18 protein-coding genes and 1 riboswitch are annotated in these 25,393 nt (G+C 66.2%); of the genes, 9 read left to right on the top strand and 9 right to left on the bottom strand.

Translation table 11 applies throughout. The features are described 5' to 3' along the window. The 5 genes from MFF22_RS01755 to MFF22_RS01775 form a co-directional block, all read left to right on the top strand. Positions 1 to 1,038: tyrosine-type recombinase/integrase (locus MFF22_RS01755; protein WP_238247395.1), on the top strand; the 1,038-nt coding region annotated here is incomplete at its 5' end. A 579-nt stretch (positions 1,039 to 1,617) separates the two neighbouring features. Then, positions 1,618 to 5,058, top strand: a complete 3,441-nt coding sequence (locus MFF22_RS01760) for a hypothetical protein (RefSeq protein ID WP_238247396.1) — start codon at positions 1,618 to 1,620, stop codon at positions 5,056 to 5,058. A gap of 72 nt (positions 5,059 to 5,130) precedes the next feature. Continuing rightward, complete coding sequence (locus MFF22_RS01765) at positions 5,131 to 5,703, top strand: hypothetical protein (RefSeq protein ID WP_238247397.1); 573 nt, start codon at positions 5,131 to 5,133, stop codon at positions 5,701 to 5,703. A 64-nt stretch (positions 5,704 to 5,767) separates the two neighbouring features. Beyond that, positions 5,768 to 6,220: a hypothetical protein gene (locus MFF22_RS01770; RefSeq protein WP_238247398.1), complete on the top strand. Its 453-nt coding sequence runs from the start codon at positions 5,768 to 5,770 to the stop codon at positions 6,218 to 6,220. Further along, complete coding sequence (locus tag MFF22_RS01775) at positions 6,214 to 8,499, top strand: AAA family ATPase (protein ID WP_238247399.1); 2,286 nt, start codon at positions 6,214 to 6,216, stop codon at positions 8,497 to 8,499. Before MFF22_RS01770 ends, MFF22_RS01775 begins: the two co-directional genes overlap by 7 nt. Positions 8,500 to 8,768: 269 nt before the next feature. Here MFF22_RS01775 and MFF22_RS01780 read toward each other — a convergent pair whose 3' ends face one another. The 9 genes from MFF22_RS01780 to carA form a co-directional block, all read right to left on the bottom strand. Continuing rightward, positions 8,769 to 9,146 (bottom strand): hypothetical protein, encoded by a 378-nt coding sequence (locus tag MFF22_RS01780; protein WP_238247400.1) that lies wholly within the window; start codon positions 9,144 to 9,146, stop codon positions 8,769 to 8,771. A gap of 19 nt (positions 9,147 to 9,165) precedes the next feature. Continuing rightward, positions 9,166 to 10,170: a thioredoxin-disulfide reductase gene (gene trxB, locus MFF22_RS01785; protein WP_238247410.1), complete on the bottom strand. Its 1,005-nt coding sequence runs from the start codon at positions 10,168 to 10,170 to the stop codon at positions 9,166 to 9,168. A gap of 48 nt (positions 10,171 to 10,218) precedes the next feature. Continuing rightward, positions 10,219 to 11,157 (bottom strand): thioredoxin-disulfide reductase, encoded by a 939-nt coding sequence (trxB, locus tag MFF22_RS01790; RefSeq protein ID WP_238247401.1) that lies wholly within the window; start codon positions 11,155 to 11,157, stop codon positions 10,219 to 10,221. A 45-nt stretch (positions 11,158 to 11,202) separates the two neighbouring features. Then, positions 11,203 to 12,201: a mitochondrial fission ELM1 family protein gene (locus tag MFF22_RS01795; RefSeq protein ID WP_238247402.1), complete on the bottom strand. Its 999-nt coding sequence runs from the start codon at positions 12,199 to 12,201 to the stop codon at positions 11,203 to 11,205. 55 nt (positions 12,202 to 12,256) lie between these two features. Further along, positions 12,257 to 12,706 (bottom strand): hypothetical protein, encoded by a 450-nt coding sequence (locus tag MFF22_RS01800; protein ID WP_238247411.1) that lies wholly within the window; start codon positions 12,704 to 12,706, stop codon positions 12,257 to 12,259. A 55-nt stretch (positions 12,707 to 12,761) separates the two neighbouring features. Next, positions 12,762 to 13,238 (bottom strand): transcription elongation factor GreA, encoded by a 477-nt coding sequence (greA, locus tag MFF22_RS01805; RefSeq protein WP_238247412.1) that lies wholly within the window; start codon positions 13,236 to 13,238, stop codon positions 12,762 to 12,764. 88 nt (positions 13,239 to 13,326) lie between these two features. Beyond that, positions 13,327 to 16,800, bottom strand: coding sequence for a carbamoyl-phosphate synthase large subunit (gene carB, locus MFF22_RS01810; protein WP_238247403.1), 3,474 nt, complete (start codon positions 16,798 to 16,800; stop codon positions 13,327 to 13,329). A 159-nt stretch (positions 16,801 to 16,959) separates the two neighbouring features. Further along, positions 16,960 to 17,337, bottom strand: a complete 378-nt coding sequence (locus MFF22_RS01815; protein WP_238247404.1) for a hypothetical protein — start codon at positions 17,335 to 17,337, stop codon at positions 16,960 to 16,962. 196 nt (positions 17,338 to 17,533) lie between these two features. Continuing rightward, positions 17,534 to 18,760 (bottom strand): glutamine-hydrolyzing carbamoyl-phosphate synthase small subunit, encoded by a 1,227-nt coding sequence (gene carA, locus MFF22_RS01820; RefSeq protein WP_238247405.1) that lies wholly within the window; start codon positions 18,758 to 18,760, stop codon positions 17,534 to 17,536. 179 nt (positions 18,761 to 18,939) lie between these two features. Between carA and MFF22_RS01825 the strand changes: the two genes are divergently transcribed. The 4 genes from MFF22_RS01825 to MFF22_RS01840 all read left to right on the top strand — a co-directional run bounded on the left by MFF22_RS01825 (position 18,940) and on the right by MFF22_RS01840 (position 25,043). Next, complete coding sequence (locus tag MFF22_RS01825; RefSeq protein ID WP_238247406.1) at positions 18,940 to 19,404, top strand: GatB/YqeY domain-containing protein; 465 nt, start codon at positions 18,940 to 18,942, stop codon at positions 19,402 to 19,404. 218 nt (positions 19,405 to 19,622) lie between these two features. Continuing rightward, entirely contained in the window at positions 19,623 to 21,515 is a 1,893-nt protein-coding gene (dnaG, locus tag MFF22_RS01830) for a DNA primase (RefSeq protein ID WP_238247407.1), read from the top strand. A 220-nt stretch (positions 21,516 to 21,735) separates the two neighbouring features. After that, a complete protein-coding gene (rpoD, locus tag MFF22_RS01835) occupies positions 21,736 to 23,712 on the top strand; it encodes an RNA polymerase sigma factor RpoD (RefSeq protein ID WP_238247408.1) in 1,977 nt (658 codons plus the stop codon). 71 nt (positions 23,713 to 23,783) lie between these two features. After that, the gene (locus MFF22_RS01840) at positions 23,784 to 25,043 is read left to right on the top strand and encodes an adenylate/guanylate cyclase domain-containing protein (RefSeq protein WP_238247409.1); all 1,260 of its coding nucleotides are present in this window, start codon (positions 23,784 to 23,786) and stop codon (positions 25,041 to 25,043) included. A 169-nt stretch (positions 25,044 to 25,212) separates the two neighbouring features. After that, positions 25,213 to 25,342, top strand: a riboswitch (TPP riboswitch). The last annotated feature ends 51 nt before the right edge of the window (positions 25,343 to 25,393 follow it).

The raw sequence follows: 25,393 nt of genomic DNA on the forward strand, positions 1-25,393 counted from the left end.
GTTCAACGCTGTTTGACACTCCGCACGGCCGACAGCCTCAGGGACCGCGCCATCGTTGCGGATTGGCTTGACCTGCAGGTGACCTTCGCAGCCATCGACGGCACGGAAGCCTGGTCCAAGGAGGAACGGGCACGGCTTAAGCAGGGCACGATGATCGGCGGAGTCACCCGGCTCCGCGACAAGCTGGAAAGGCCGCGTGGCCTCCGCAGCGCGGTCAAGGGAGGCGTACAGGTCGACCTGGAGCACAAGGAGTTCCCTTTCGCGCGCCTGGGCGACCTGCTCGCACAAGCACGCTCCCACAGGGATAGAGCCCTGTGGGCGCTGCTTGCCGGCGGCGGTCTGCGCATCAGCGAGGCGCTCAACCTCGGGATGCGGCACTTCGATGCGACTACCGGCGAAATCTGGGTACTAGACCGTGAGAAGGAATGGGCGGACAGCGACCTGACTGAGAGGGAGCGCCTCCGCTTCAAGGGCCGCACCATCGCTCGGGTCTACATGTACGAGCCGCTCCGAAGCGTCTTCTGGGATGCCCTACGGTCCTACCTCCTGACGGAGTACGTCGGATCCGCCGGCGGCGACGACTTCCTCTTCAAGAAGCTGGACGGATCAGGGCGGGGGCGCCCGCTCGTCGAGGCGAGCGACACCGCGGTCGGCAAGGCGTTCAAGGCGGCCGTCGTGCGGGCCGGCATCCCTGGTCCGGCCGAGGCGCCCTCCCATGTCTGGACCTTGCACTCTCTTCGTCACAGCTACGGCGTCTACATGCTGAACCACATCCCGGTCCCCGGCGGTCCTGGGCTAAGGCTGACCGAGGTCCAGATGCTGATGGGTCACGCCCGCGTATCGAGCACAGAAGTCTATGCGCGGCACGACAGAATCTTGCTCGAAGCCCAGGTCGAGGCCGCCAACGCGGTTCTGTTCTCCGGCCGGTCGAAGGATGTGCAGCAGACCATGGCTTTGCTGCCATCAAGCATAGCCACTAGGCTCCGGGCCACCGCCGACGCCATTGAGCAATCAGGCCGCTCTTCCGTTAAGGCTTGATACGAACACGTTAGTGACGGACGTCTCCATGGATAAGCAGTTCGCTGCGTTAACCTTGTTCCGCTAGACCATCTACAATTCGGCTGCGGCGCCATTATAATAAGCGCCCTTTCGATGTTGCCGGAGGTTGAGCATGCCAAATGCCAAATCGGCCGTAATCGGCACCGTCTGCTAGCCTCAAGACGCTCGCTCCCGAGCCGGCCAGCCAACGCTCGGACGCCACCCCTAAAGTCAGCCGCACAGCCCCGTCGCTCCGCGGCTGGAGCATTCCCGCGAGCGATCGCAGCACTCGCGCGCCTTTGACAGCGCCCTGCGCACCGGTGTCCCCGAACGGATGCCGGGCCGTGCCTGCCCGTGTCCTTAAGCGCCTGTGAAGGGAATCCGTCGATGTTGACGCAACCGGCGACAAAGCCCGCCTGCGCCCACGGTACCGATCCCGCGGCTAGGCGGTCCTGCGCCAACGTACGCAGGGCCATTGATGTCCGAACCCACAGACGGCCCGTCGCCACATCACGGCCCAGCGGAGACGGCGAAGCGCCGCCTCCGTCCCCCGGCCTCGCGGATGCGGCCGGTTCGCCGGTGATCAACCCGTCGCCCTACCTGGTGCCATTCGCGAAGGTCGAGACACTCCGCGAGCGTTTCGAGCACCATGTCCGCGCCGCGGCGGCCTACGACGTCGAGCGCCGGGAGCGTGGCGAAACCGTCTCGCGACATGCCACCGTCGACAAGGTGCTGGCCGACCGCTTGGCATCGCTCGACGAGATGAGCCGCCAGGACTTCGTGGACGCGTTCTCCTTCTTCGAAGGGTTCACGCTGGAGCGGCGCGACGAGACGGTCCTTTCGAAGGCGAAGTCCGCCCTGAGGATGACGGGCGACAGGCCGTCGGCGCTGACCATCGTGAACCGGTGGCTCAAGTTCGTTTACCTCAAGCTCTGGTGCGAAGGCTTGGTCGTGCTCCCCTTGCACTTCAAGCTGGGGAGCTCGTTCAGGAACGGCGAGATCCGCTCGATCCTGCCGCCAGTCGCCACCTGCCACATCGACAACCCGCATCGTGACATGGCCGCGTTCGGCCTCAGCCTGACGCTTGCCTCGCGCTGGAGGACATTCGCCGAGATCGACCTCGACACGCTCGGACCCTTCAGCCTGCAACTCGGCGAAGACTACCGTAAGCGCGAGCTGCTCGGACTGCGCCGGCGCAATCCGTACTCGCCTTTCACCTCCGCGCTGTGGATGTGGCAGAAGGCGGGTGAGGGCAACGGCTTCCGCTACTCCGCCGACGACGTGCGCGGATATCTCTACTGGATCGACTGCGCTCGCCGCGGGACGACGGACCAGAAGCCGTCCGAGTTCATTCCGGAAGCGCGCGACCGCCGTCGCCTGATCAAGTCCGACATCAAGGCGAACGCCGCCCGCAGGGTCGCTGCCGCACAGGTCGAACTGATCGAGCACGACCGGCAGGCCGAGTTCAAGCAGGCCATCATCGCGGGCGACAAGACCCTCGTCGAGGTCAGGTTCGAGGTGGCGGCCGAGCGGGTGAACGCGCCCGAGGACATCCTGGAATATGCACGGATGTTGCGGGCCAAGGGCGTTGGACGCGGGGGCAAGGAGGAGCCCTACCCCTCGCGCATGCATGCGTTCCCCGGAGCCATCTGGGCGACCTGGAACGACATGTTCGAGCGCTACTTCGCCTTGCGCATGCGGCAGGGCTTTGAAGGAGGCTCCGGCTGGGACACGTTCCGGTACGTCTTCCAGGACTATCTCTGCTGCTACCTGCCATGGTGGCAGGAACTGCACCCGGGCATCGAGGCGCCGGTACCGGCCGACCCTTCCGAGTTCAAGCGGTTCGGGCATTGGGTCGATGGCGGTGACGAGACGGCTCCGCTTCCGCTCCTCCACTTCTTCGACCAGACCCGGCACGGCTCGGGCAAGGATGGCTTCAACGGCTTCATCACCGACGGCCATCGGTTCTTCGAGTTCTGCCGCGGCGATGCCGCCAGCTTGCGCATGCGGGTGGCAGGGTTCGACAACCCCGTCGTTCCGCACGTCGACCGCAAGGTGGTCAGGGGAGCGACCAAGACCAACAAGACGCCGATCCCGACGGCCGTCCTGCCGCTCCTGTTCCGCTACGCCTATGCCTGCGAGGCGTTCTTCCTCGAACTGGGCCAAGCCTCGCTCGCTGGTACGCTGCCCAAGACCCAGCAGAAGCTAATTGGCACCCTGCACAAGTACGTTGGCACCTACGAGCCCTCGCTTTTCGAGGGTTCTTGCGGAAAGGTCGGCTTCGAGTTCGAAGGGCGGTGGCACGACATCGAGACCGTCCCGCTGCTCGTGGCGTGGGACGAACGCGTCGTCATGGTCCCAGGCGAGGAAAGGCCGAGGTCCGCCTTCGTGCCGCAGCTATCGGGGCTGCGCCTCGTCATCGCGGCCCTTGAGACCGGCATCCGCTTCCAGGGCCTCCAATGGCTCTGCCGGAAGACCTACAGGTCCCTCGTCGACGCCCAGACGGCGACCGCCGAACTGGTGCCCCTGATCGTCAACACGGACAAGGTCAAGGACCGTCCCTGGAAGACCCTCATCGTCCGGCGCGCCTACGAGCTCCTTCGCCGCGAGGAGGCGTACCAGGACATGCTCGCCGATGCCTTCGTGGAGCGCCCGGTCCAGTACGAGAGGCGCGATCACACCCGTTTCGCGCCGGTTCAGCCGCTCTTCAGAGGACCCCAGTCCGACTACCCGGTCGGAGACAAGACCTACGCGACCGCGTGGGAGCGCCTGATCATGGGCTTCGCGCAGTGGTACGAACGGCACATGCCCGGCTCCGAGCCGCTTCGGATGTGGCGGTTCGAGCCGGACATCGACCCCATGACCAAGAAGCCTCGGGTGGTCATGCACCTCGACGGCGAGGAGCAGAGGCCATGCTGCCCACTGAGGGTCCGGTTGCGGCATACCCCTCACTCGGCTCGGTCGACCTTCATAACGGCCCGGTCCGGCATCCTCCCCATCGAGGTGACCGGCTGGCTCGTCGGGCAGACCAACAAGGCTACGACCTACCACTACACGGTCGAGAGCGAGGAGGAGATCGGCCGGAAGATCCTGTCCGCTGCCAGCTCGCTGTGGGAACCTGACCGTGAGAACCCGGTCCACATCCGTGCCGACGGTGTGAACAGCGCCCTGCGCCGGAGCTTCGAAGCAGACAGGTCGCGGACCGAGACCGCATTCGGCTTCCAGACCCTGTCCCTCTTGAACGCGGAGGCGCCGGACGCAGACGGTGTCGAGCTGCTCCGCTCGACACCGATGGGACATGTCGTCTTCCGGGAGACCCACATCTGCCCGGTCGGCGAAATGTGCCCGTCCAACCTGATGGACGTGCTCGTCGAGCCCCGCCGATGTGGCGTGTGCCCGCTGGCGGTGAAGTCGGTCGACCACCTTCCGTCGATTGGCGCCAAGTGCCGTCACCTGCTTGAGCAGGTCAGGGAGGGTGCGAAGGTCCTAGCGCGCATGCGAGCCCGCGGGGAGCCGTCAGCGACCATCGAGCAGGTCCAGCAGCGGCGGAAGGTGGACCTCATGGAATATGAGGGGTGGCGCACCTCGTTGCACACGCTGACCGCCAAGCTGGAGGAACTGCAGGCCGCAGACAATGGTACGCCCCTCCTCCACGTGGGCATGCCCGATGCCGTGCGGCTCCACTTGAAGCTCGTGACGCGCGACGCCGACCTCGCAGAGTTCCTCCTGCATCGCATTTGCGACAGCGCGGGACACGCCGGCTTCGAGACGCCCACGGTTCGTGCCCAAGCGGCGCAACTCAAGCAGCGCCTCCTCGCCTCGACGCGGGCCCTGGACGCTGAGATCGACCTTCACGAAGACGATCCCGTGCGCTCCCTCCTCTCGACGCTCCGCCTGAGCCTTGAGGCTTATGGAATCTCGCCGACCTACGGCGCGGCACTCGATGCCATCCGCGGCAACGCCATCGCGGGACAGGAGAGGATGCCGCGCCTGCCGGCATCGGGGGAGACCGTCGACTAGATGGGCGCACGCAAGGGTCAGAATAACTTCCAGGACCACCAGAGAAAGGCTTCCGACCAGGGAGCCTTACGAGTGGCGCGCGCCTTGAAGGCGTTGCCGCGGGGCACCCGCTTTGCCGACGTCAACGGCCTAGTCCGCGCCGTCGCCGCTGCAACGGGGTTCCATGCGACCACCGTCCGCCGGAACAAGAAGTACCAGCGCCTAATCTGGGATCACGTCACGGCCAACCCGGCGCTCATCACACAGCCTGTGGACGAGACCGCGCCTCGCGCCAAGCTCAAGGCGCAGGCGGTCGCCGCCGAGATCGAGGGAGCCTCGCTGAAAAGGGACAACGAGAGGCTCAGGCGAATGGTCGAGCGCCTTTCGGCGCAGCCGCTGGCGGTAGGCGGTCCCGAACCGGCTTCGACATCGGAGCCGGACCGCTGGAAGGCCGCCTTCGAGCGCACAGCCACCGTGCTGGCCCGGGTGCTGACTCGCCTCACCGAGAAGGATCTCGGGATCATCCTGGACCTCGGACAGGGCGAGATCCTGGACGATGTGGAGGTCGGTTCGAGCCGGTTGGTCGCAGGGCGTCCCGATACGACACCCTTCCTTGATTGGATGCGTCGGCAGCAGCCCAGCGGGCAGGATAGGGGAAGGGATTAACGGGTTGGCCAGACCATCAACCTTACCGGCGCTCCTTGAGGAGCTCCGGACATTTCTCGACCAGATGGCCGCCGAGTGGGAGCAGTCTGGCCGTACCGTCGCCACGCTCCCGGCCACCGGGGACGGGAAGGTGAACGTGCGCGCACTCGTGGCGGCCTTCAAGGATTGGGCCGAGGAGCGTGGCGTGGCGGTCCCGGGATCGGCCTGGCAATACGTCTACGCGGAGCGTGCCTGGGCGGACGAGATCAATGCGGTCGCCGCAAGCCAAGGACTGAAGCCGGTCGGTTCGCGGCGGTCCGGATCTACAACCGATGACCCGGTGCAAGCCCGCCTCGACCGAATGGGACGCGAAGCCAAGGCGCAGGCAGAGGGACATGCGCAATCGAAGGTGCGCCTCGCCCATCTGGAAAGGGAGCTCGCCGAACAGAAGGCGGAGAACGCTCGCTTGCGCGAGCGCTTCGCCTTCATGCAGCGCACGGGCATGGTTCTCCGCGTTGGGGACGATGCCGAATGCTGAACCATCAGATGGTGGTCCAAGTCGCATCCATCCTGTTGGCGGCACGCGGCAAGACCGTATTCTCCGGGCCTCAGGAGGATGGCGTGCGCGTGAAGGTCGTCGCGAGCGGGAAGGGGTTTCTTCCCGTGGTCGGCGAGGTTTACGAGGTTCGAGGCGAGTGGCGCTGGAGCGACCAATACGGCGAGCAGCTCCACGGCGATGGCGACACGTTCCGGAGGTTGATGCCATCCGGGGCGCTGCTGAGGCCTTGGCTGGAGCGTATTCCCGGCGTCGGCCCCGAGAGGGCGAAGCGGCTCCTGCGGGCCTTCGAGGGCAACCTGGATCACGTCTTCGATGGCGGCGTCTCCATCGAGAAGCTCGCCTCCATCATCGACCCCGAGCGGCCTAACCTTGCCACGCGCGTCGCGGTCGCCATCACCCACGAGTGGGAGAGGGTGAAGGGCGAGTACGACGCGATGCGCTGGCTGGAGGAGCAGGGCGTTGAGGATCCTCGCACCGCGCGAACGATATCACGCCTGCTCGGCCCGATGGCAGTCGCGACGCTGAGCCGGAACCCTTACGTCCTGGCGTCCGTGATCCCCTGGACGCGTCTCGACCCGGTGGCACAACGCGTCCTCTTGAAGCGAGGTGACGTACCGAGCCTGCCGACATGCGAGGCTCGCATTGTAGGTGCCACCGACGTCGTGATGCAGGATGCCGTGAGGAGGGGGCACACCGCCGTTGCGAAGATAGGTTTCGCCGCGGAGGTCGCGAAAAGGCTCGGCTTGGAGTGCTCTCCGGATCTGAGTCGGATGATCATCTCGGCCGGTCTCAAGACGAGGGCCATCGTCGACGGGAGCGACAGGTGGCGGGCGCCGGGCTGCGCGATCATGGAGGAGGAAATCCTCGCCCGGTTCAGGGACATGGCGGCCGGCCTCGAACGCACAAAGGTTCGCATTCCCCCGCCTCGCGACCTGAGGCGTGTCCTTGCGATGGTCGAACGGCGTGGCCGGGACCTCTTTCCGGAACAGCGGGATGCGGTTGTGGGGCTTGTCGAGCGGCCCATCTCCTGCCTCACAGGTGGTGCCGGGACCGGCAAGACGACGACCTGCAGGGCCGTTGTGGACCTATGGGAGGCGCTCGGCGGGCGTGTCGAACTCGCTGCCCTTTCCGGTAAGGCAGCGTTACGACTTGGTCAGGGGGTCGAGAGGGTCGGGGAGAACGCGCCACCGGCCCTGACGCTGCACAAACTCCTCATGGGGCTTCGCAAGAGGCGCGATGGGGAGACGCACTGGGGCAAGCCGCCCGACGAAGGCGAGCCGCCCGCCCCCGGCCGCGAGTTGCCCGCGCTCACCGACCGAACCCTGCTGATCCTCGATGAGGCGTCGATGATCGACCTGGGACAGATGCACCAGGTGGTGGAAGCCATGCCTGCGGGTTGCAGGCTGATGTTGGTCGGTGATGCCTTCCAGTTGCCACCGGTGGGGTTCGGCCTGGTCTTTCACCACGTGGTCGCGCAGGAGTCGGTCACCGCGCGGTTGCAGGTGGTTCGCCGGCAGGAGGACAGCTCCGGCATCCCCGCGGTCTCGAAAGAGATCCGCTCGCTCTCGCGCCTGTCACTGGCCCCCTACGCGCGAGGCCGGATGGGCGTGTCGTTCCTTCCAGCCGCCCAGGGTCGGGTGAGCGCCGCCATCGAGAGGGTCGTGGATGACCTCGGTGGCTTCGCTTCCGGCCCGGACGACCTGTTGGTTCTGGCCGCGGTCAATCGGCGCGCCGCGCAGCCAGATGGGACGGTGAGCGACCTCAACGTTCGCCTGCAGAGGCGCGCCGCTGGACACGGCGGCGGAGGAGGCCGCGATCCGGATCGCCCAGTGGTCCGGGGGTTGCTCGGCAGCGACTTTGCGACGGGGGATCCGGTGGTCCACCTTCGGAACGACTACGAGGGTGGGCTGAGGAACGGGACCCTGGGGGTCGTCACGGAGGTTGATACCGCGGCGGGCGCCGTCGTCTGTGCGTTCGACGGCGAAGCCCACCGGTTCTCAGGCGGGGGGCTGCTTGACATCGCTCTGGCCTACGCCGTGAGCTGCCATAAGGCGCAAGGCAGCCAGGCACGCGTCGTCGTTATCTCCCTCGTGGACGCCCCGAACATGGACCCGACGTGGCTCTACACGGCCGTGACCCGGGCGGTCGAAAGCGCGGTCATTGTCGGCGAAGAACGGGTGCTCGTTGACGTCATGAGGCGCGTTCCAGCCTTTGAGCGCCGCGTGACGGGCTGCCGTTTCGACTTGTCCGGGCCGTAAGGTGGTGCCGAGTCGTCGCGTCCTGATGCGCCACAAGCCCCTGACCTCTGGTGAGCCCTGAGCAAAGCGGTCCTTGCTGGGCGTCAGCCCAGAATGGGTGCCCCGCTAACCCCTGACCTCCGGAGCCGCCCCTCGCATCGCCCGTCCGGCGACGGCGCGCGGAGCCCGCAAGGAGGGTCCGCGCACGAAGTGCGTGGATGCCTTGCGGGCGAGCACGACGGTGCCAGGGTGATGATGCGAGGGGTGGCTCCGGAGGTCAGGTCGAGGAGTCAGTACGCAAAAAAGGGGTCGTTGATCTGGTGCAAGCGCGCTGTCTGGAACCCGGTTTTCCCGGTCCACCTCGCTACGGGGGGCTTCGCGACGTTGGACTTCACCCAAGCGTCCGCCTCCAGGATGATCATTCGCTTCTCGACGTCGATGGTGAAGCCTACGCGGCGGCTCGCCTCCCGTGCGGCGTTGTCGAATGCCGAACGCACGGCATCCACGTCCTCGAACCGCCCCCAGAGCGTCGTGTTCGGAAGGCGGACCACCTTGCTCTTACCCGTCCAGACGTAGAGCAGCCCCTGCTTCTCCGCCTCCTCAATGAACGGCCTGTACGGTGACGGATCGCCTTCCTTCAGGTCGTACGTGATGACGTAGCTGTCCAAAGCGTCCCCCTTGGCTGTTTCAGTCGTAAGCGCCGATCATTTCGTGCTCACGCTTCTCTTCGGCGCGGACCACGGGGTTGGCGGAGTGCTCGGCAAGGAACTTCTCAGCCTCCAGGGCCGCCATGCAGCCCATACCGGCCGCCACCACGGCTTGGCGGTAAACGCTCTCCGCGCAATCGCCGGCCGCGAGGAAGCCGGGAACCGATGTCTTGGTGGACCAAGGGGCTACCCGGATGTAACCGCTGTCCTCCATCTCGACCTGCCCCTGGAACAGCTTGGTCGCCGGGTCGTGCCCGATTGCGACGAATACGCCGTCCGCAGCCAATTCCTGTGTCACGCCGGTCTGGAAATTGCGCAGCAGGAGGCCTGTCACGGCATTGACCGGCTCGCGTCGGCCGAGGATCTCGTCGACGACGTGGTTCCAGACCACCTCGACCTTCGGATGAGCGAACAGTCGATCCTGCAGGATCGGCTCGGCGCGGAAGCGGTCGCGGCGATGCACGACCGTGACCTTCGAGGCGAGGTTTGCAAGGTAGAGCGCCTCCTCGACGGCGGTGTTACCGCCGCCGACCACCACGACTTCCTTGCCGCGGTAGAAGAAGCCGTCGCAGGTTGCGCAGGCCGAGATCCCGTACCCGTTGAACTCCTGCTCTGATGGCAAGCCCAGCCACCGTGCCTGTGCACCGGTCGCGGCGACGAGGGTGTCGGCGACGTACGTGTCACCGCTGTCGCCAACTGCGGTGAAGGGGCGTTTCGAGAGATCGACGGAAACGATTGTGTCGTAGACGATCTGCGTGCCGACGTGCTCGGCCTGCTGACGCATCTGCTCCATCAGGTCTGGCCCCTGCACCGCGGTGGCAAAGCCGGGATAGTTCTCCACGTCGGTGGTGATGGTAAGCTGGCCACCGGGCTGGAGGCCCGTCACTAGGAGCGGCTTCAGGTTGGCACGGGCGGCGTAGATGCCAGCCGTGTAGCCGGCTGGACCAGCCCCGATGATGAGGACCTGGGTGCGATGGGTAGCCATGTCTGACCTGGAAGGTGAGTGTTTGAGGGAGCCGGCCTTCAATCTGCTCTACGCTGCACGTTCAATCGCGACAGCGGATCGATTGTCATTGCAAGCGGCCATGTTTGAATACACACACTGGCTGGCTCTTGGCGGTAGAGAGAACGCGGCGAACACGCCGGGTATCTCCGTCTCCGCCGTGCCCGGCTTCACGGAGAGATAGCCCCCGTGCCGAAGTGACAACTGGCCCTCGAAGAGACCGGTCGCCGGCTGGTGGCCGATGGCGATGAATACGCCGTCGGTCGCGACCTCGCTGATCGCGCCGTTGCGAGTATCCTTGAGCCGCACGTGGGTCACCGCAGGGGCGGGCTTCTCAACGCCGCAGATCTCATCGATCTCTTGATGCCAGCGCACCTCGACGTTGGGATGTTTGAACAGCCGTTCTTGAAGAATGCGCTCGGCCCGGAACTGGTCGCGGCGATGCACGACCGTTACCTTCTTAGCGATGTTGGCGAGATAGAGGGCTTCCTCGACGGCCGTATTGCCGCCGCCCACCACCACGACCTCCCGGCCCCGGAAGAAGAATCCATCGCAGGTGGCACACGCCGATACGCCGCCACCCTGGAACTTCGCCTCGGAGGGCAGGCCGAGCCATTTGGCCTGGGCGCCGGTGGCGATAATCAGCGCATCGCAGGAATAGGTCTCGCCGGAATCCGCTTCCAGGCGAAACGGCCGGGTCTGCAAATCGACCTTCGTGATGTACTCGGAAACGATCATCGTGCCGACATGCTCGGCCTGGGCGCGCATCTGCTCCATCAGCCACGGCCCCTGAATCGCCTCGGCGAAGCCGGGATAATTCTCGACGTCCGTGGTGATCATCAGCTGGCCGCCGGGTTGAAAGCCCGAGATCAGCAGCGGCTGGACCATGGCGCGGGCAGCGTAGATCGCAGCGGTGTAGCCGGCCGGTCCGGAGCCGACGATGATAAGCTTTGCGTGAGTATGGGCCATCGGTCTCGAACTCTTCGTCTTCCGGTTCAGCCGGAGTGCGCGGCGTCAGACTTGGCCGCGATGGCGTTCAATATAGGCGTCCGCGAGCGCGCGCGCGATGACCGGCGTCGCGTCTATGGGGGAATACCGCAGATCCACGAGCGTGCCATCGAAGCCCGTGAGCGCGCCAGCCCGTTTCAGGGCCGCATACATCGCGCCGTGACGCGGTGGCGTCCCGGCGATCTCAGAGAGCAGGACGGGCACGCCCGTGGCAACGGCCTCGCTCACCATATTCACCGAATCCGAGGTCGCAACGATCGAATCCGCCAGGGCAAGCATAGCGATATAGGGATTGCCGCCATCGCCATCCCAGAAAAATCCACCCGTATCCCGGGTGAGCCCCTGCACCGCGTAGCGCAAGCTGTCCGGGGTCCGCCGGGAGGCCGTCACCATCAGTGAGCAGCCCACACCGGAGAGCCGGCGCAGATCCCTCACGAGGCGTTCGATATCCGCGTCAGTGAATTGCAGATGCCGACTGTCGCCGCCGAGAAGGACGGCGACACGTTTGCCCGTGAGCGCCGACAGGCGACGGTCGGGGCTCTTTCTCGCTTCCGCCAGACGGGCCGCAGAGACGAGGTGAGGCGAGGTCGTGGTCGTGAATACGCGCTGACCGCGCAGCAAATCGTGCTCCGGCACCCAGATGAAATCTGCGCTGTCCGCCCCCGTCCGCGGATCCTTCAGGAACGCCGAGAAGCCGGCGCCGAGCCGTCGGCACGCACGAAGATAGGGGACCGCCCGACGGCCGGAGGCCAGCACGAGATCGGGAAGGTGGCCATGCAGGGCGCCACCCGGCCTGCGCGGCCCCTGGCGAGGATCGATCGGCCCCCAGGGTGCAAGCCACCCGAATGGACTGGAGGCTGGGATACGCCGTAGCTCGGCATCAAGGCCAAGGGCTTGGGCGATGCCGAGACACTGATTTTCATCTCCGGCCTTACCGTCGGTGACGATCCATGCCCGCAGGCCAGCGAGGCGATCCTCCGGCGATGACGTCGTCCCGCCCGTCATCGCGAGCGCAACGACCGCAACACGGCGTGGTGCGGAATGCCCAAGCCTGAGGAACCTAGTCTTGGGGCAGGTCGCGGGCGAGCCATTGCGCGTAGATGTCCGCGATGACGGCCACCCGCCGGCTTTCGTTGGCGGGATCGTACCACGCGCCGCCATAGCTCGACGGTGTTGCCGTAAGTTGGTGATGACGGCCGAGCACGTCGCCTCTGCGCCCAACCAGGAGGGCATCACCCTCCAAGTAATCGTTCTGCATGCCGCCGAGGCCGAAGCGGCCGCCCCCGTTGCCGACATAATCACGCAGCGACAAACCGGTGATGACGACCACGAGACCGGGGCCGCGACCACCGATTCGCCCCGCGAAAGACTTGCGCAAGGCCGCCGTGAGGTCGGCCGCGAGAGCCTCCGCCGGGAGGCCCCCACCCTTGGCGAGCAGGGGCCTTACATCCACCCGGATATCGGAGAAGACAGTTGTCGCAGGAAAGTCGTCCGCCTTCGCCGTCCCCATGAGGCCGGCGAGGAGGGCGAGGCCAAACGGCAGCCGGACGTGACCGACCACGGCCCTAGCCGCCGAAACGGATCTCGACCACCTCGTAGGACTTGCCCCCGCCCGGCGTGGTGACCTCGACGGTGTCGCCCACTCCCTTGCCGATCAACGCCCGGGCGATCGGCGAGCCGATCGACACCCGGCCGGAGCGCACGTCCGCCTCAGGCTCGCCGACGATCTGGTAGGTCTTCTCTTCTTCCGTGTCCTCGTCCACGAGCTTCACGGTGGCCCCGAACTTGATCTTGTTGCCCGACAGCTTGGTGACATCGATCACCTCCGCCCGGGCGATCATGCTCTCGAGTTCCATCACCCGGCCCTCGTTGTGGGACTGGGCCTCCTTGGCCGCGTGGTATTCGGCATTCTCCGACAGATCACCCAATGCGCGGGCCTCCGCGATGGCCTGGATGATGCGTTGACGCTCGACCTGTTGACGATGCTTCAGCTCCTCTTCAAGGGCAGCATAGCCACGGGTCGTCATCGGAACCTTGTCTATGTTCATCGTCTCGCGCCGCAATGAAGAAGCCCGGCCGGGAGCGGGTCACTCCCTCCGGGCCTTGATAGTCAATTCGCGCCCTGCAACTTCAGGCCGCAAAATATTCCTGCAATGCCCGTACCTTGAGATCGCCTTCGAGATAGGCCTTGATCCCCTCGGCCGCCGCCATCGCGCCGGCTAGAGTGGTGTAGTATGGCACCTTATGCAAGAGGGCTGCGCGCCGGAGCGAGCGTGAGTCCGACAAGGCGCCGGCGCCCTCGGTCGTGTTGAAGACGAGCTGGATGCCGCCGTTCTTGATTGCATCGACCACATGCGGCCGACCTTCGAGAACCTTATTGATTCGCTCGGCCTTCAGACCGTTCTCCACGAGGAAGCGCTGCGTTCCCCCTGTCGCGAGGATGGTGAAGCCGAGTTCGGCCAGTAGTTTCATGGCCGGCAGGATGCGCGACTTGTCGGCATCGCGGACTGACACAAACACCGCGCCCGAACGCGGAACCTGGTTTCCGGCCCCGAGTTGGCTCTTGGCGAAGGCGACGCCGAAACCGGTATCCAGGCCGATCACCTCGCCCGTGGAACGCATCTCCGGACCGAGGAGCACGTCGACTCCCGGGAACCGGGCGAAGGGGAATACCGCCTCCTTTACCGCGATGTGCGGCAGCGACTTCTTGGTGAGCCCGAACGTAGTGAGCTTTTCACCCGCCATGATGCGCGCGGCGATTTTGGCGATCGGCTCCCCGATCACCTTGGCGACGAAGGGCACCGTGCGCGAGGCGCGGGGGTTCACTTCGAGCACGTAGATCAGGCCGTCCTTGATGGCGTACTGCACGTTCATCAGGCCGCCGACCTTGAGGGCCAGCGCCATCGCCGTGGTCTGCCGTTCCAGTTCGGCAATGGTCTCGGGCGTCAGGGACCGGGGCGGCAGCGAGCAAGCCGAATCGCCCGAATGGATGCCGGCCTCCTCGATGTGCTCCATGATGCCGGCGATGAACACCGTCTCGCCATCGCAGACCGCATCCACGTCCACCTCGATCGCGTCCGACAGGTAGCGATCGAACAGGAGCGGGTTCTTGCCCAGTACCGTGTTGATCTGCCCCGTCTTGTCGTTGGGGTAGCGGGCGACGACGTCGGAGGGGATCAGGCTCGGCAGGGTGCCGAGGAGGTAGTCGGCGAACTGGCTCTCGTCACGGATGATGGCCATCGCCCGGCCGCCGAGGACGTAGCTGGGGCGCACCACGAAAGGCAGGCCAAGTTCGGCCGCGACGAGGCGGCTCTGCTCGACGGAATAGGCGATGCCATTCTTCGGCTGCTTCATGCCGAGCTTGTCGAGGAGCCGCTTGAATTGGTCCCGATCTTCCGCGAGGTCGATCGCATCCGGCGAGGTGCCGAGGATGGGGATGCCAGCCGCCTCCAGGGCACGGGCGAGCTTGAGGGGCGTCTGGCCGCCGAATTGCACGATAACACCGTGCAGCGTTCCAGCCTGCTTCTCCGTCTCGAGGATCTCGAGCACGTCCTCGGCCGTCAGGGGCTCGAAATAGAGACGGTCCGACGTGTCGTAGTCGGTCGACACCGTCTCCGGATTGCAGTTGACCATGATGGTCTCATAGCCCGCGTCGCTCAGCGCATAGCAGGCGTGGCAGCAGCAATAGTCGAACTCGATGCCCTGGCCGATGCGGTTCGGCCCGCCGCCCAGGATGACGACCTTCTTGCGGTCGCTCGGGTCCGCCTCGTCGGCCACCGTGCCGGCGAAGGGCGCGACATAGGTCGAGTACATGTAGGCCGTGGGCGACTTGAACTCGGCGGCGCAGGTATCGATGCGCTTGAAGACCGGCCGGACGCCAAGCGCCCGACGCTTCTCCCGCACCTCGGCCTCCTCCAGGCCGGCGAGCACCGAAAGGCGCGCGTCGGAAAAGCCCGCCGCCTTAAGCTGCCGGAAGGCGCCCGCCGTACCCGGCAGGCCGTGGGCTTTCACCCGCCGCTCCAGATCGACGATGGCCTGGATCTGCTCGAGGAACCACGGGTCGACCTTGCAGGACGCGTAGACTTCCTCGTGGCTGACGCCCAGGCGCAGGGCCTGCGCGACCTTCAAAAGCCGGTCCGGCGTGGGCGTGCCGAGGGCGGCCTTGATGGCGTTCCGGTCATCGCCCTTGCCCAGCCCGTCGATCTCTATCTCGTCGAGGCCGGTGAGGCCGGTCTCCAAAGAGCGCAGGGCCTTCTGCAAGGATTCCGCGAAGCACCGGCCGATGGCCATGGCCTCGCCCACCGACTTCATGGCGGTGGTCAGCGTCGGCTCGGCGCCGGGGAATTTCTCGAAGGCGAAGCGCGGAATCTTGGTGACGACGTAATCGATCGTCGGCTCGAACGAGGCCGGGGTTGCGCCGCCGGTGATATCGTTGGCGATCTCATCGAGGGTGTACCCCACGGCGAGCTTGGCCGCGACCTTCGCGATGGGGAAGCCCGTGGCCTTGGAGGCCAACGCGGACGAGCGCGAGACGCGGGGATTCATCTCGATCACGATCATCCGCCCGTTCTCCGGGTTGATCGCGAACTGAACATTCGACCCGCCGGTCTCGACGCCGATCTCGCGGAGCACCGCGAGGGAGGCGTCACGCATCACCTGATACTCCTTGTCGGTGAGCGTCAGGGCCGGTGCCACGGTGATCGAATCACCCGTATGGACGCCCATCGGGTCGATGTTTTCGATGGAGCAGACGATGATGCAGTTGTCGTTCTTGTCGCGAACGACCTCCATTTCGTACTCTTTCCAGCCGAGCACGCTTTCCTCGATCAGCACCTCATTGGTGGGCGAGGCGTCGATGCCTCGCTCCACGATGTCGAGGAACTCCTCGCGGTTGTAGGCGATGCCGCCGCCGGTACCGCCCATGGTGAAGGACGGACGGATGATCGCCGGGAGGCCGACCTCGGCCAGGGCGATGAGGGCCTGCCCGAGGGCGTGCTCGCCGTAGCGCTTACGCCGCTCGGCCTCGCCCGCCTGCCACTTCTTCTCGAACGCGGCGAGCGCTTCGGCCCGCGCGGTGGGCTCGGGGTTGGCGGCCTCGATCCGGGCGATCTCCGCTTGGTGCTTCTCCCGGTCGGCCTTTTTGACGGCCGAGGCGTTGGCGAGCGCCGATTTCGGGGTGTCGAGCCCGATCTTCGTCATGGCGTCGCGGAAGAGGGAGCGGTCCTCCGCCTTGTCGATCGCCTCGGCGGTCGCGCCGATCATCTGCACGCCGTACTTGGCGAGGACGCCCATCTTCTGCAGCGACAAAGCGCAGTTCAGCGCAGTCTGGCCGCCCATCGTCGGCAGGATCGCGTCCGGCCGCTCCTTCTCGATGATCTTCGCAACGATTTCCGGAGTGATAGGCTCGACATAGGTCGCGTCGGCCATGTCCGGATCGGTCATGATCGTCGCGGGGTTCGAGTTCACAAGGACGATGCGGTAGCCTTCCTCGCGGAGGGCCTTGCACGCCTGCGTTCCGGAATAGTCGAACTCACACGCCTGTCCGATGATGATCGGCCCCGCCCCGACGATCAGGATCGAGGAGATATCGGTGCGTTTGGGCATCGGACGCCTTGATACAGGCACACGCGCCCCGTCGACGGGCAGGGCCCGACGACCGGACGAGCGGCGGGATTGTCGTTGAGCCCTGCGTTTACACGCGGGTTCGCACCCTAGACAAGGGCGCGGCGCCGGTCATCGCAAGGACGATGCCGGCCTGTCCCGTCAGGATGCGGCCGAAAGGACCGTCACTGCGCGGTCGATGGCCAGGGTGAAGACGCCGAAGGCCACGATGGCGGCGGCGGCGAATTCCAGGGCAACGTTGGGGAGAGTCTGAGCCCGGCGAAGACTTTCCCGTCCGACGACGATCGAGATCCAAGCGAGGGCCAGAACCGCCGGCATGGCGAACAGATAGGACACGGTGCTCTCGACACGGTCGAGGCCGCCGGCAGGGTCGATCAGGCTGCGGATGTTGCGCACCCACGGGGCGTAGGCGGCCGCATACAGGGCGGTGAGCCACGCGAGGGCGGTCGCCATCCCCAGATGGAAGGCGAAGGCCTTGTGCAGGCGTGAGAAGTCGTCGCGCGCCTGGTTGGCGATCATCCGGAATATCCCTTCGCGGCCGGGGCGGACGCCACTGCGCCGCCGTCTCGTTCCGATGTCTGGGGATAAGCCTTCCGAATTCGGGTTTTTCGTGACCCCGGTGGGGCACTCCCGGGACGGGACTGCGTGGGTATCAGGGCGCGAGTCGATCGCGCGACGGTCCCTCCATGCGGGGGGAGGGACCGTCGCGTCGGCTCTACTGCGCGGCTTCCGGCTTGCCGGAGCGCATCAGTGTCACGAAGCGCTCGAACAGATAATGGCTGTCCCGCGGGCCCGGGGAAGCCTCCGGATGGTGCTGTACCGAGAAGGCCGGACGATCCGTGAGCGACAGGCCGCAATTCGAGCCGTCGAACAGGGATACATGGGTCTCGACGGCGGTTGCCGGCAGGCTCGCGGGATCGACGGCAAACCCGTGATTCATCGAGACGATTTCCACCTTGCCGGTCGTCTTGTCCTTCACCGGGTGGTTCGCCCCGTGATGGCCCTGGCCCATCTTCACGGTGCGGCCGCCGAGGGCGAGGCCCATGAGCTGGTGCCCGAGGCAGATGCCGAAGGTCGGCACCTTGGCGTCGAGCAGCTTGCGGATCACCGGGACCGCGTAGGCACCGGTGGCGGCCGGATCGCCGGGGCCGTTCGAGAGGAAGACGCCATCCGGGTTCAGGGCAAGGATGTCCTCCGCGCTGGTGGTGGCCGGGACAACGGTCACGTCGCAGCCCGCGTCGGTCAGGAGGCGGAGGATGTTGCGCTTCACACCGTAGTCGATGGCCACGACCTTGAGGCCGGCGCCCGAAGCCCGGCGGCCGTAGCCGCCCTCCAACGCCCATACCGTCTCGGACCATTCCGACCGTTCGCGGCTGGTGACCGGCGGGACGAGGTCGAGGCCTTCCATGGGCGCCAGCGCGGCGGCCCGGGCCTTGAGCGCGTCGCGATCGAAGCGACCTTCGGGATCGTTGGCGATCACCGCGTTCGGCATGCCATGGTCGCGGATCCGGGCCGTCAGGGCGCGGGTGTCGACGCCCGTGATGCCGACGATGCCGCGCGCCCGCAGCCACGCATCGAGATGGGAGGACGAACGCCAGTTCGACGGCTTCGTCACCGCCGACGCGATGACCGCACCGCGCACACCGGAGGCGGGGGCGGCATCGAGGCTTTCGAGATCCTCGTCATTGGTGCCCACATTGCCGATATGCGGGAAGGTGAAGGTGACGATCTGGCCGGCATAGGACGGGTCGGTCAGGATCTCCTGATAGCCCGTCATGGCGGTGTTGAAGCAGACCTCGCCATCGGCGACGCCGGTTTGACCGATGCCGAAGCCTTCGAGCACGGTCCCGTCGGCGAGCACCAGCAGCGCGGTCGCGACGGGCTCGGCCCAGGGCGCGGGCTCAGGCGTGGTGTGCTCGGGGGCGCCGTCGTCTTGCAGCATCGGGATCTTCTCGCTTATTCGTCGGCATCCGGCGCCTGGCGGCGCGCGCGGAGCCCTCCGGCGCGCCCTTAAAGACAGCGGCGCGTGATGCGGTCAATGTGGCCGCAACGCAGCCGCGGTTCAACGCACGTCTTCGCGGGGCTGCCGCCCGTTCTTCACAAGCTCACAGGGACTTCGTCATGCAACTGCGCGAGCGTTTCACCGCCGAGATGAAAGAGGCCATGAAAGCCGGCGACAAGGGGCGGCTGGCCACCGTGCGGATGATCCAGGCCGCCCTGAAGGATAAGGACATCGAGGCCCGGGGGGTGGGTAAGGGTCCGGCCTCGGACGAGGATATCCTGTCGCTGCTGCAGAAGATGATCAAGCAGCGCAATGAATCGGCTGCCGTCTATGAGCAGGGCGGGCGTCCCGAACTCGCCGAGAACGAGCGCGGCGAGATTGCGATCATCGAATCGTTCCTGCCCAAGCAGATGGACGAGACCGAGACCAAGGCCGCCGTCGAGGCGGCGATTCTCGAGACCGGGGCCACGGGGCCGAAGGACATGGGCCGGGTCATCGCTGCCCTGAAGGGCACCTTCGCCGGCCGCATGGACTTCGCCAAGGCCAGCGGGCTGGTAAAGACGGCGCTGGCGGCGAAGGCGTAATCCGCTCCCCATTCATTGCGGACGCAGACACGCATGCGCCTTTTGGGCGTGGCGCGGCCTGAGGCAAACGGCTCCGCCCGCGATGACGGCGGGGGCTGAACTGGCGTCGGATCCGCCAGTTCTTCCCGCAATCCCCCGGACGGGGCGACGCATCGTCCAAGACTCGGGCGCTCGGCGCGCGCTATACTCACAGGTCCGCAACACGCCCCGCGAGAGCCGTGCGCTATCCTCCCCACATCCTGGAAGAGATCCGCGCCAGGCTGCCGGCCTCTGCCGTGGTCGGACGACGTGTCCAGCTGAAGAAGGCCGGGCGGGAATGGCGCGGGCTTTCGCCCTTCAACGCCGAGAAGACACCGTCCTTCTACGTGAACGACCAGAAGCAGTTCTACCACTGCTTCTCATCAGGCAAGCATGGCGACGTCTTCACCTTCCTGATGGAGACGGAGGGCCTGAGCTTTCCGGAGGCGGTCGAGCGACTGGCTGGGGAGGCCGGCGTGAACCTGCCGGCGCCGACTGCAGATACCCGGGAGACCGAGAAGAAGCGCGCCACGGCCATCGAGGTGATGGAGATGGCGGCCGCGTGGTTCGAGGATCGTCTTCGCTCGTCGCGCGGGGCCGAGGCGAGGGCCTATCTTGACCGGCGCGGCCTTGGCGAGGATGTCCGGGCGCGCTTCCGCCTCGGCTACGCGCCCAACGAACGGTATGCCCTGCGCGACCACCTCGCCGGCAAGGGCGTCGAGCGCAACACGATGGTCGAGCTGGGCCTGCTGGCGGCGGGCGAGGATGTGGCCGTTCCCTACGATTACTTCCGCGACCGGGTGATGTTTCCGATCACCGACCATCGCGGCAAGGTCGTGGCCTTCGGCGGCCGGGCCCTGGCGAAGGAGGTCCGCGCCAAGTACCTGAACTCCCCCGAGACGCCGCTCTTCCATAAGGGGCGGATGCTCTACAACCTGCACAATGCGCGCAAGGCCGCGCATGAGCGGGGCACGATCATCGCCGTCGAAGGCTATGTCGACGTGATCGCGATGTCGCTCGCGGGTCACGGCGAGACGGTGGCTCCCCTGGGCACGGCTCTGACCGAAGACCAGCTTGCTCTCCTGTGGCGCCACGCAGACGAGCCAGTGCTCTGTTTCGACGGCGACGGGGCGGGCCTGCGGGCCGCCCACCGCGCCATCGACGTCGCCCTTCCCCTCCTCGAACCGGGGCGCAGCCTCCGCGTCGCACTCTTGCCCGCTGGCCAGGACCCGGACGATCTCCTCCGCTCCGGAGGCGCGGGCGCCATCGACCGGGTGCTGGAAGCGGCCATTCCCCTCTCGGAACTGCTATGGCGCCGGGCGGTCGAAGCGGGGCCGATCGACACCCCCGAACGACGGGCAGGCCTCGCCCGCACCCTGCGTACGACGATCACCGCCATCCGCGACGAGACGGTGCGGCGGTATTACCGTGATGACATTGAGGGGCGGTTGCGAAGCCTGTCGCCGCAGCCGGTCCGCAGCGGTGGCGGCGGCGTGCCTAACCGCGACCGGTCACGGCGCCACCCACCGGAAACAGTCTCGCCGAGGCTGACGGCCACGCCCAGCGCCTCGATGACCGCTTCGGCGGGGTTCAGCGGCGCCGCGCCGGTCCGCGAGGCGATGATCGCAGGAACGCTGCTGGCCCATCCCGGCATGGTTGCTTTGTTCGGCGACGATCTCGCGGAGCTGGACTTCACCGATTCGGATTGCCGGGCGGTGGTTTCGGTCCTTCTCACCTGCGCCGCGGACAACATCGTACCCGACGCGAACATGTTGCATGAACGCCTCACTCGCGCCGGCCTCGTCGATGCCGCAGAGCGCGTGCTCCATCTCGCCCGTTCCCGGGAGCGGGCGCAGCTCGATCCGGAGGTCGATCCTGCGTCATGCGCAGATGCGCTGCGCCAAGCGATGATCTTGCACCGGCAGGCTGGCGCGCTACATAGCGAACTTCATGAAGCACGGCAGGCGTTTGAGGCAGATCCCACTGACGCCGGCTGGGCCTGGGTCTGCGACGTGAAGGAGAGGCTGGCAACCGTACTGTCGGCAGAGGCGGAGGCCGACCTTCCTGCGACGGACACGCGAACTGCGCCGTGACTCTCGTGCAGGGCAGGCGCTATACGCGGCGATCGGCTGTGGCTCTACGTTGCCGACAGCCTTAAGTTAACACAAGGTCAAGCCCCAGGCTTGCATAGGGAAACAGGGTCGCTCGGCTGGCCGACGCGATCCACACTATCTTTGCATCGCGGCGTCGAAGGCGTGGACAGGCTCCGGATGCCTCCGCAATCCGCCGCAACGGGACAACAATAGGCTCATCATGGCGACGAAGGCAACGGAACGGGACGAGGCGGACGCTGCACCCGAGCAGCAGACCGACGGGCCCCTCCTCGACCTGTCGGATGCCGCGGTCAAGCGGATGATTAAGCTCGCGAAGAAGCGCGGCTACGTGACCTATGAAGAGGTCAACGAGGTTCTCCCCGAAGGCCAGTCGGATCCCGATCAGCTTGAGGACGTGCTGTCCCAGCTGTCCGAGATGGGAATCAACGTCGTCGAGGCGGAGGAGACCGATGAGGCCGCCACCGGCGAGAAGGCTGCCGCAGGCGAGGCTGAGGAGGACGAGGCGGAAGGTGGCGAGGTGGCGGAGATCGCCTCGACCCGTGCGGTTGCCGTCGCCACGACCACCCGGGAGCCCACCGACCGGACCGACGATCCGGTGCGGATGTACCTGCGTGAGATGGGCTCCGTGGAGCTCCTGTCCCGCGAAGGCGAGATCGCCATCGCCAAGCGGATCGAGGCCGGGCGCGAGGCGATGATCGCCGGCCTGTGCGAGAGCCCGCTCACCTTCCAGGCGATCATCATCTGGCGGGACGAACTCGTCGAGGGCAAGGTCCTCCTGCGGGACATCATCGACCTCGAGGCGACCTATGCCGGCCCCGACGGCCGCAACGCGCCGCAGATCGCTGAAGGCGAGGGGGACGAGGACGCTGAGGCTCCGACGCCGCCCGAGGGTGGCGACGAGGAGGACGATCTCGAGAACAACGTGTCGCTGGCCGCGATGGAAGCGGAGATCAAGCCGCGGGTGCTGGAGATCTTCGATTCGATCGCCCAGAATTACCACAAGCTGCGCAAGCTTCAGACGGACGGTGCGGCGGCGGGCGACAAGTCGTCCGCGCAGACCAAGAAGCAGGGCGACCTCAAGGACATCGTCGTCACGGACGTGAAGTCGCTGTCGTTGAACAACAACCGCATCGAGGCGCTGGTCGGCCAGCTCTACGCGATTAACAAGCAGCTCATCGGCCATGAGGGCCGACTGATGCGCTACGCGGAGAGCCACGGCGTGGCCCGCGACGAGTTTCTGCGCCATTACCAGGGCTACGAACTCGACCCTGCCTGGATGGACCGCGTCGGGACCCTCGGGGGCAAGGGCTGGAAGAACCTCGTCGAGAGGGGCGCGAAGCAGGTCACGGAACTGCGTTCGCAGATCCTCGATCTCGCGTCCGAGACCGGCCTGGAGATCGGCGAGTTCCGCCGGATCGTGAACATGGTCCAGAAGGGCGAGCGCGAGGCCCGGCAGGCCAAGAAAGAGATGATCGAGGCCAACCTGCGCCTCGTGATCTCCATCGCCAAGAAGTACACAAACCGCGGACTGCAGTTCCTGGACCTGATCCAGGAGGGCAACATCGGCCTGATGAAGGCGGTGGACAAGTTCGAGTACCGCCGCGGCTACAAGTTTTCGACCTACGCCACATGGTGGATCCGGCAGGCGATCACCCGTTCGATCGCCGACCAGGCGCGGACCATCCGCATCCCGGTGCACATGATCGAGACGATCAACAAGATCGTCCGCACGTCGCGCCAGATGCTGCATGAGATCGGCCGCGAGCCGACCCCGGAGGAGTTGGCCGAGAAGCTGGCCATGCCGCTGGAGAAGGTCCGGAAGGTCCTGAAGATCGCCAAGGAGCCGATCTCCCTGGAGACGCCCATCGGCGATGAGGAGGACAGCCACCTCGGTGACTTCATCGAGGACAAGAACGTCGTCCTGCCGATCGACGCGGCGATTCAATCGAATCTCCGCGAGACCACCACGCGGGTGCTGGCCTCGCTCACGCCCCGCGAGGAGCGCGTGTTGCGCATGCGTTTCGGCATCGGCATGAACACCGATCACACGCTTGAAGAGGTCGGACAGCAGTTCTCGGTCACCCGCGAGCGCATCCGCCAGATTGAGGCGAAGGCGTTGCGCAAGCTCAAGCACCCGAGCCGCAGCCGGAAGCTGAGGAGCTTCCTCGACAACTGAGTTCTCGGCGCCGGCCGCCGGCCCTGAGGTCGGCGGCTTGCTTTGCCGTGACGGAATCCCACTTTGGCGCCATGCTCGAACGTCGCCCGCCACTGCCCGGAATACCGACGGCCGACGCGGACGGCTCCGAAACCGGCGACGTACCGTTCGGCGCGCTCGAACACTCCGTCGGGATTCGCGACTGGCTGCTGGGCGAGGGCGCCCGGATCGACAAGGCCGAGCGGATGCTCGAGGGCTTGGCTGAACGGCTGATCGAGATCGGGGTCCCGATCGACCGGGCCTCGACGGCGATCGACACGTTGCACTCGGAATATGCCGGAGTCGGGCGCGTCTGGACGCGCAACAGCGGCGTCACCGTCCGCCTTTTCCCCCACGGCAGCCGGTCGCAGGATGCCTATCTTCGCAGCCCCTTCGCCACGGTCCACCAGACCGGCGACTGGCTGATTCTCGATCTGTCCGAGACACCCGACGACGCCTACGCCATCGTCCCCGATCTGAAGGCAGAGGGTTTCACCCACTACGTCGTCGCGCCGCTTTTCTTCACCAACGGCACGCAGAACGGCATCACCTTCGCCACCAAGTGCCCCACGGGGTTCGAGCGGCAGCACATCGCCATCCTTCGCTTCATCATGCCGGCCCTCGCCGCGGTGATGGAGATGCGGGTGCTGAACAAGCAGCTCGACCACGTCCTGCGGGTCTATGTCGGGGACGAGCCGCATCGGGCGATTCTGTCCGGCGACATCCGGAGGGGGCAGGTGACACGGATCCGCTCGGCGATCCTCTTCGCCGACATGCGCGACTACACGCGCATCTCCGCCGACATGACGCCCGAGGAAGCGGTCGCCCTCCTCAACATCTTCTTCGACTGCCTCGTCCCGCCCATCGAAGGGGAGGGGGGCGAGGTGCTGAAGTATCTCGGCGACGGCCTTCTCGCGATCTTCCGGGAGAGCGGTGACGATCTCGGCGGCGCGGCCAAGGGTGCCCTCACCGCCGCCCAGCACATCCTTGCCGCCATCGACGAGGCCAACGCCCTGCACCAATTCCCGGTGCCGATCCAGGCCGGCATTGCCTTGCACCACGGGGAGGCGGCCTACGGTAACGTCGGCTCAGGGTCGCGCCTCGACTTCACGGTCATCGGACGCGACGTGAACCTCGCCAGCCGCTTGGCGAAGCTCAACCGTGGGCTCGGCGAAGAACTCTTGATGTCCAAGCCCTTCGTCGATTTCCTCTGGGGCGATCCGGTGTCCGTCGGCACCCATGTGCTCCACGGTTTCGAGGAGCCGATGGCCGTCTTCAAGCCGAAATTCCTGCGGCCGCGGAAGCGGGATTGAGGACGGTTCGCACGCTTGACCCCGTCGTTGCGAGCGCAGCGAAGCAATCCAGGGAAGCGGGCCGATTCCTGCCGTGCCGGATCCCTGGATTGCTTCGGCTTCACCTCGCAATGACTGCAAGGAGCCGGGCCCGGGGGATTGACGCTTAGCCGATCAAAGGCCACATCACGGTTGTTCCAGGGAGATCCCCGGCAAGGGGCTGAGAAACCGCTGGCACGCCCTTCAAGGGCCTGCGGCGCGGAAATCCTTCGAACCTGATCCGGTTCACACCGGCGTAGGGATTGGACCGCTTCCGTCGCCCCAGCAGGCAGACGCCCCTCCAGGAAGCATTCGGCCCGTTCCCCCTACGC

The organism is Methylobacterium persicinum (assembly GCF_022179525.1).
Lineage (GTDB): Bacteria > Pseudomonadota > Alphaproteobacteria > Rhizobiales > Beijerinckiaceae > Methylobacterium > Methylobacterium persicinum.

Bases quoted from the DNA above. Each gene is read 5' to 3' on its own strand.
- MFF22_RS01770 (WP_238247398.1), top strand. From the start codon at position 5,768: ATGGCCGCCGAGTGGGAGCAGTCTGGCCGTACCGTCGCCACGCTCCCG.
- MFF22_RS01775 (WP_238247399.1), top strand. From the start codon at position 6,214: ATGCTGAACCATCAGATGGTGGTCCAAGTCGCATCCATCCTGTTGGCG.
- trxB (WP_238247410.1), bottom strand. From the start codon at position 10,170: ATGGCTACCCATCGCACCCAGGTCCTCATCATCGGGGCTGGTCCAGCC.
- trxB (WP_238247401.1), bottom strand. From the start codon at position 11,157: ATGGCCCATACTCACGCAAAGCTTATCATCGTCGGCTCCGGACCGGCC.
- MFF22_RS01795 (WP_238247402.1), bottom strand. From the start codon at position 12,201: ATGACGGGCGGGACGACGTCATCGCCGGAGGATCGCCTCGCTGGCCTG.
- MFF22_RS01800 (WP_238247411.1), bottom strand. From the start codon at position 12,706: ATGGGGACGGCGAAGGCGGACGACTTTCCTGCGACAACTGTCTTCTCC.
- carB (WP_238247403.1), bottom strand. From the start codon at position 16,800: ATGCCCAAACGCACCGATATCTCCTCGATCCTGATCGTCGGGGCGGGG.
- MFF22_RS01815 (WP_238247404.1), bottom strand. From the start codon at position 17,337: ATGATCGCCAACCAGGCGCGCGACGACTTCTCACGCCTGCACAAGGCC.
- carA (WP_238247405.1), bottom strand. From the start codon at position 18,760: ATGCTGCAAGACGACGGCGCCCCCGAGCACACCACGCCTGAGCCCGCG.
- MFF22_RS01825 (WP_238247406.1), top strand. From the start codon at position 18,940: ATGCAACTGCGCGAGCGTTTCACCGCCGAGATGAAAGAGGCCATGAAA.
- rpoD (WP_238247408.1), top strand. From the start codon at position 21,736: ATGGCGACGAAGGCAACGGAACGGGACGAGGCGGACGCTGCACCCGAG.
- MFF22_RS01840 (WP_238247409.1), top strand. From the start codon at position 23,784: ATGCTCGAACGTCGCCCGCCACTGCCCGGAATACCGACGGCCGACGCG.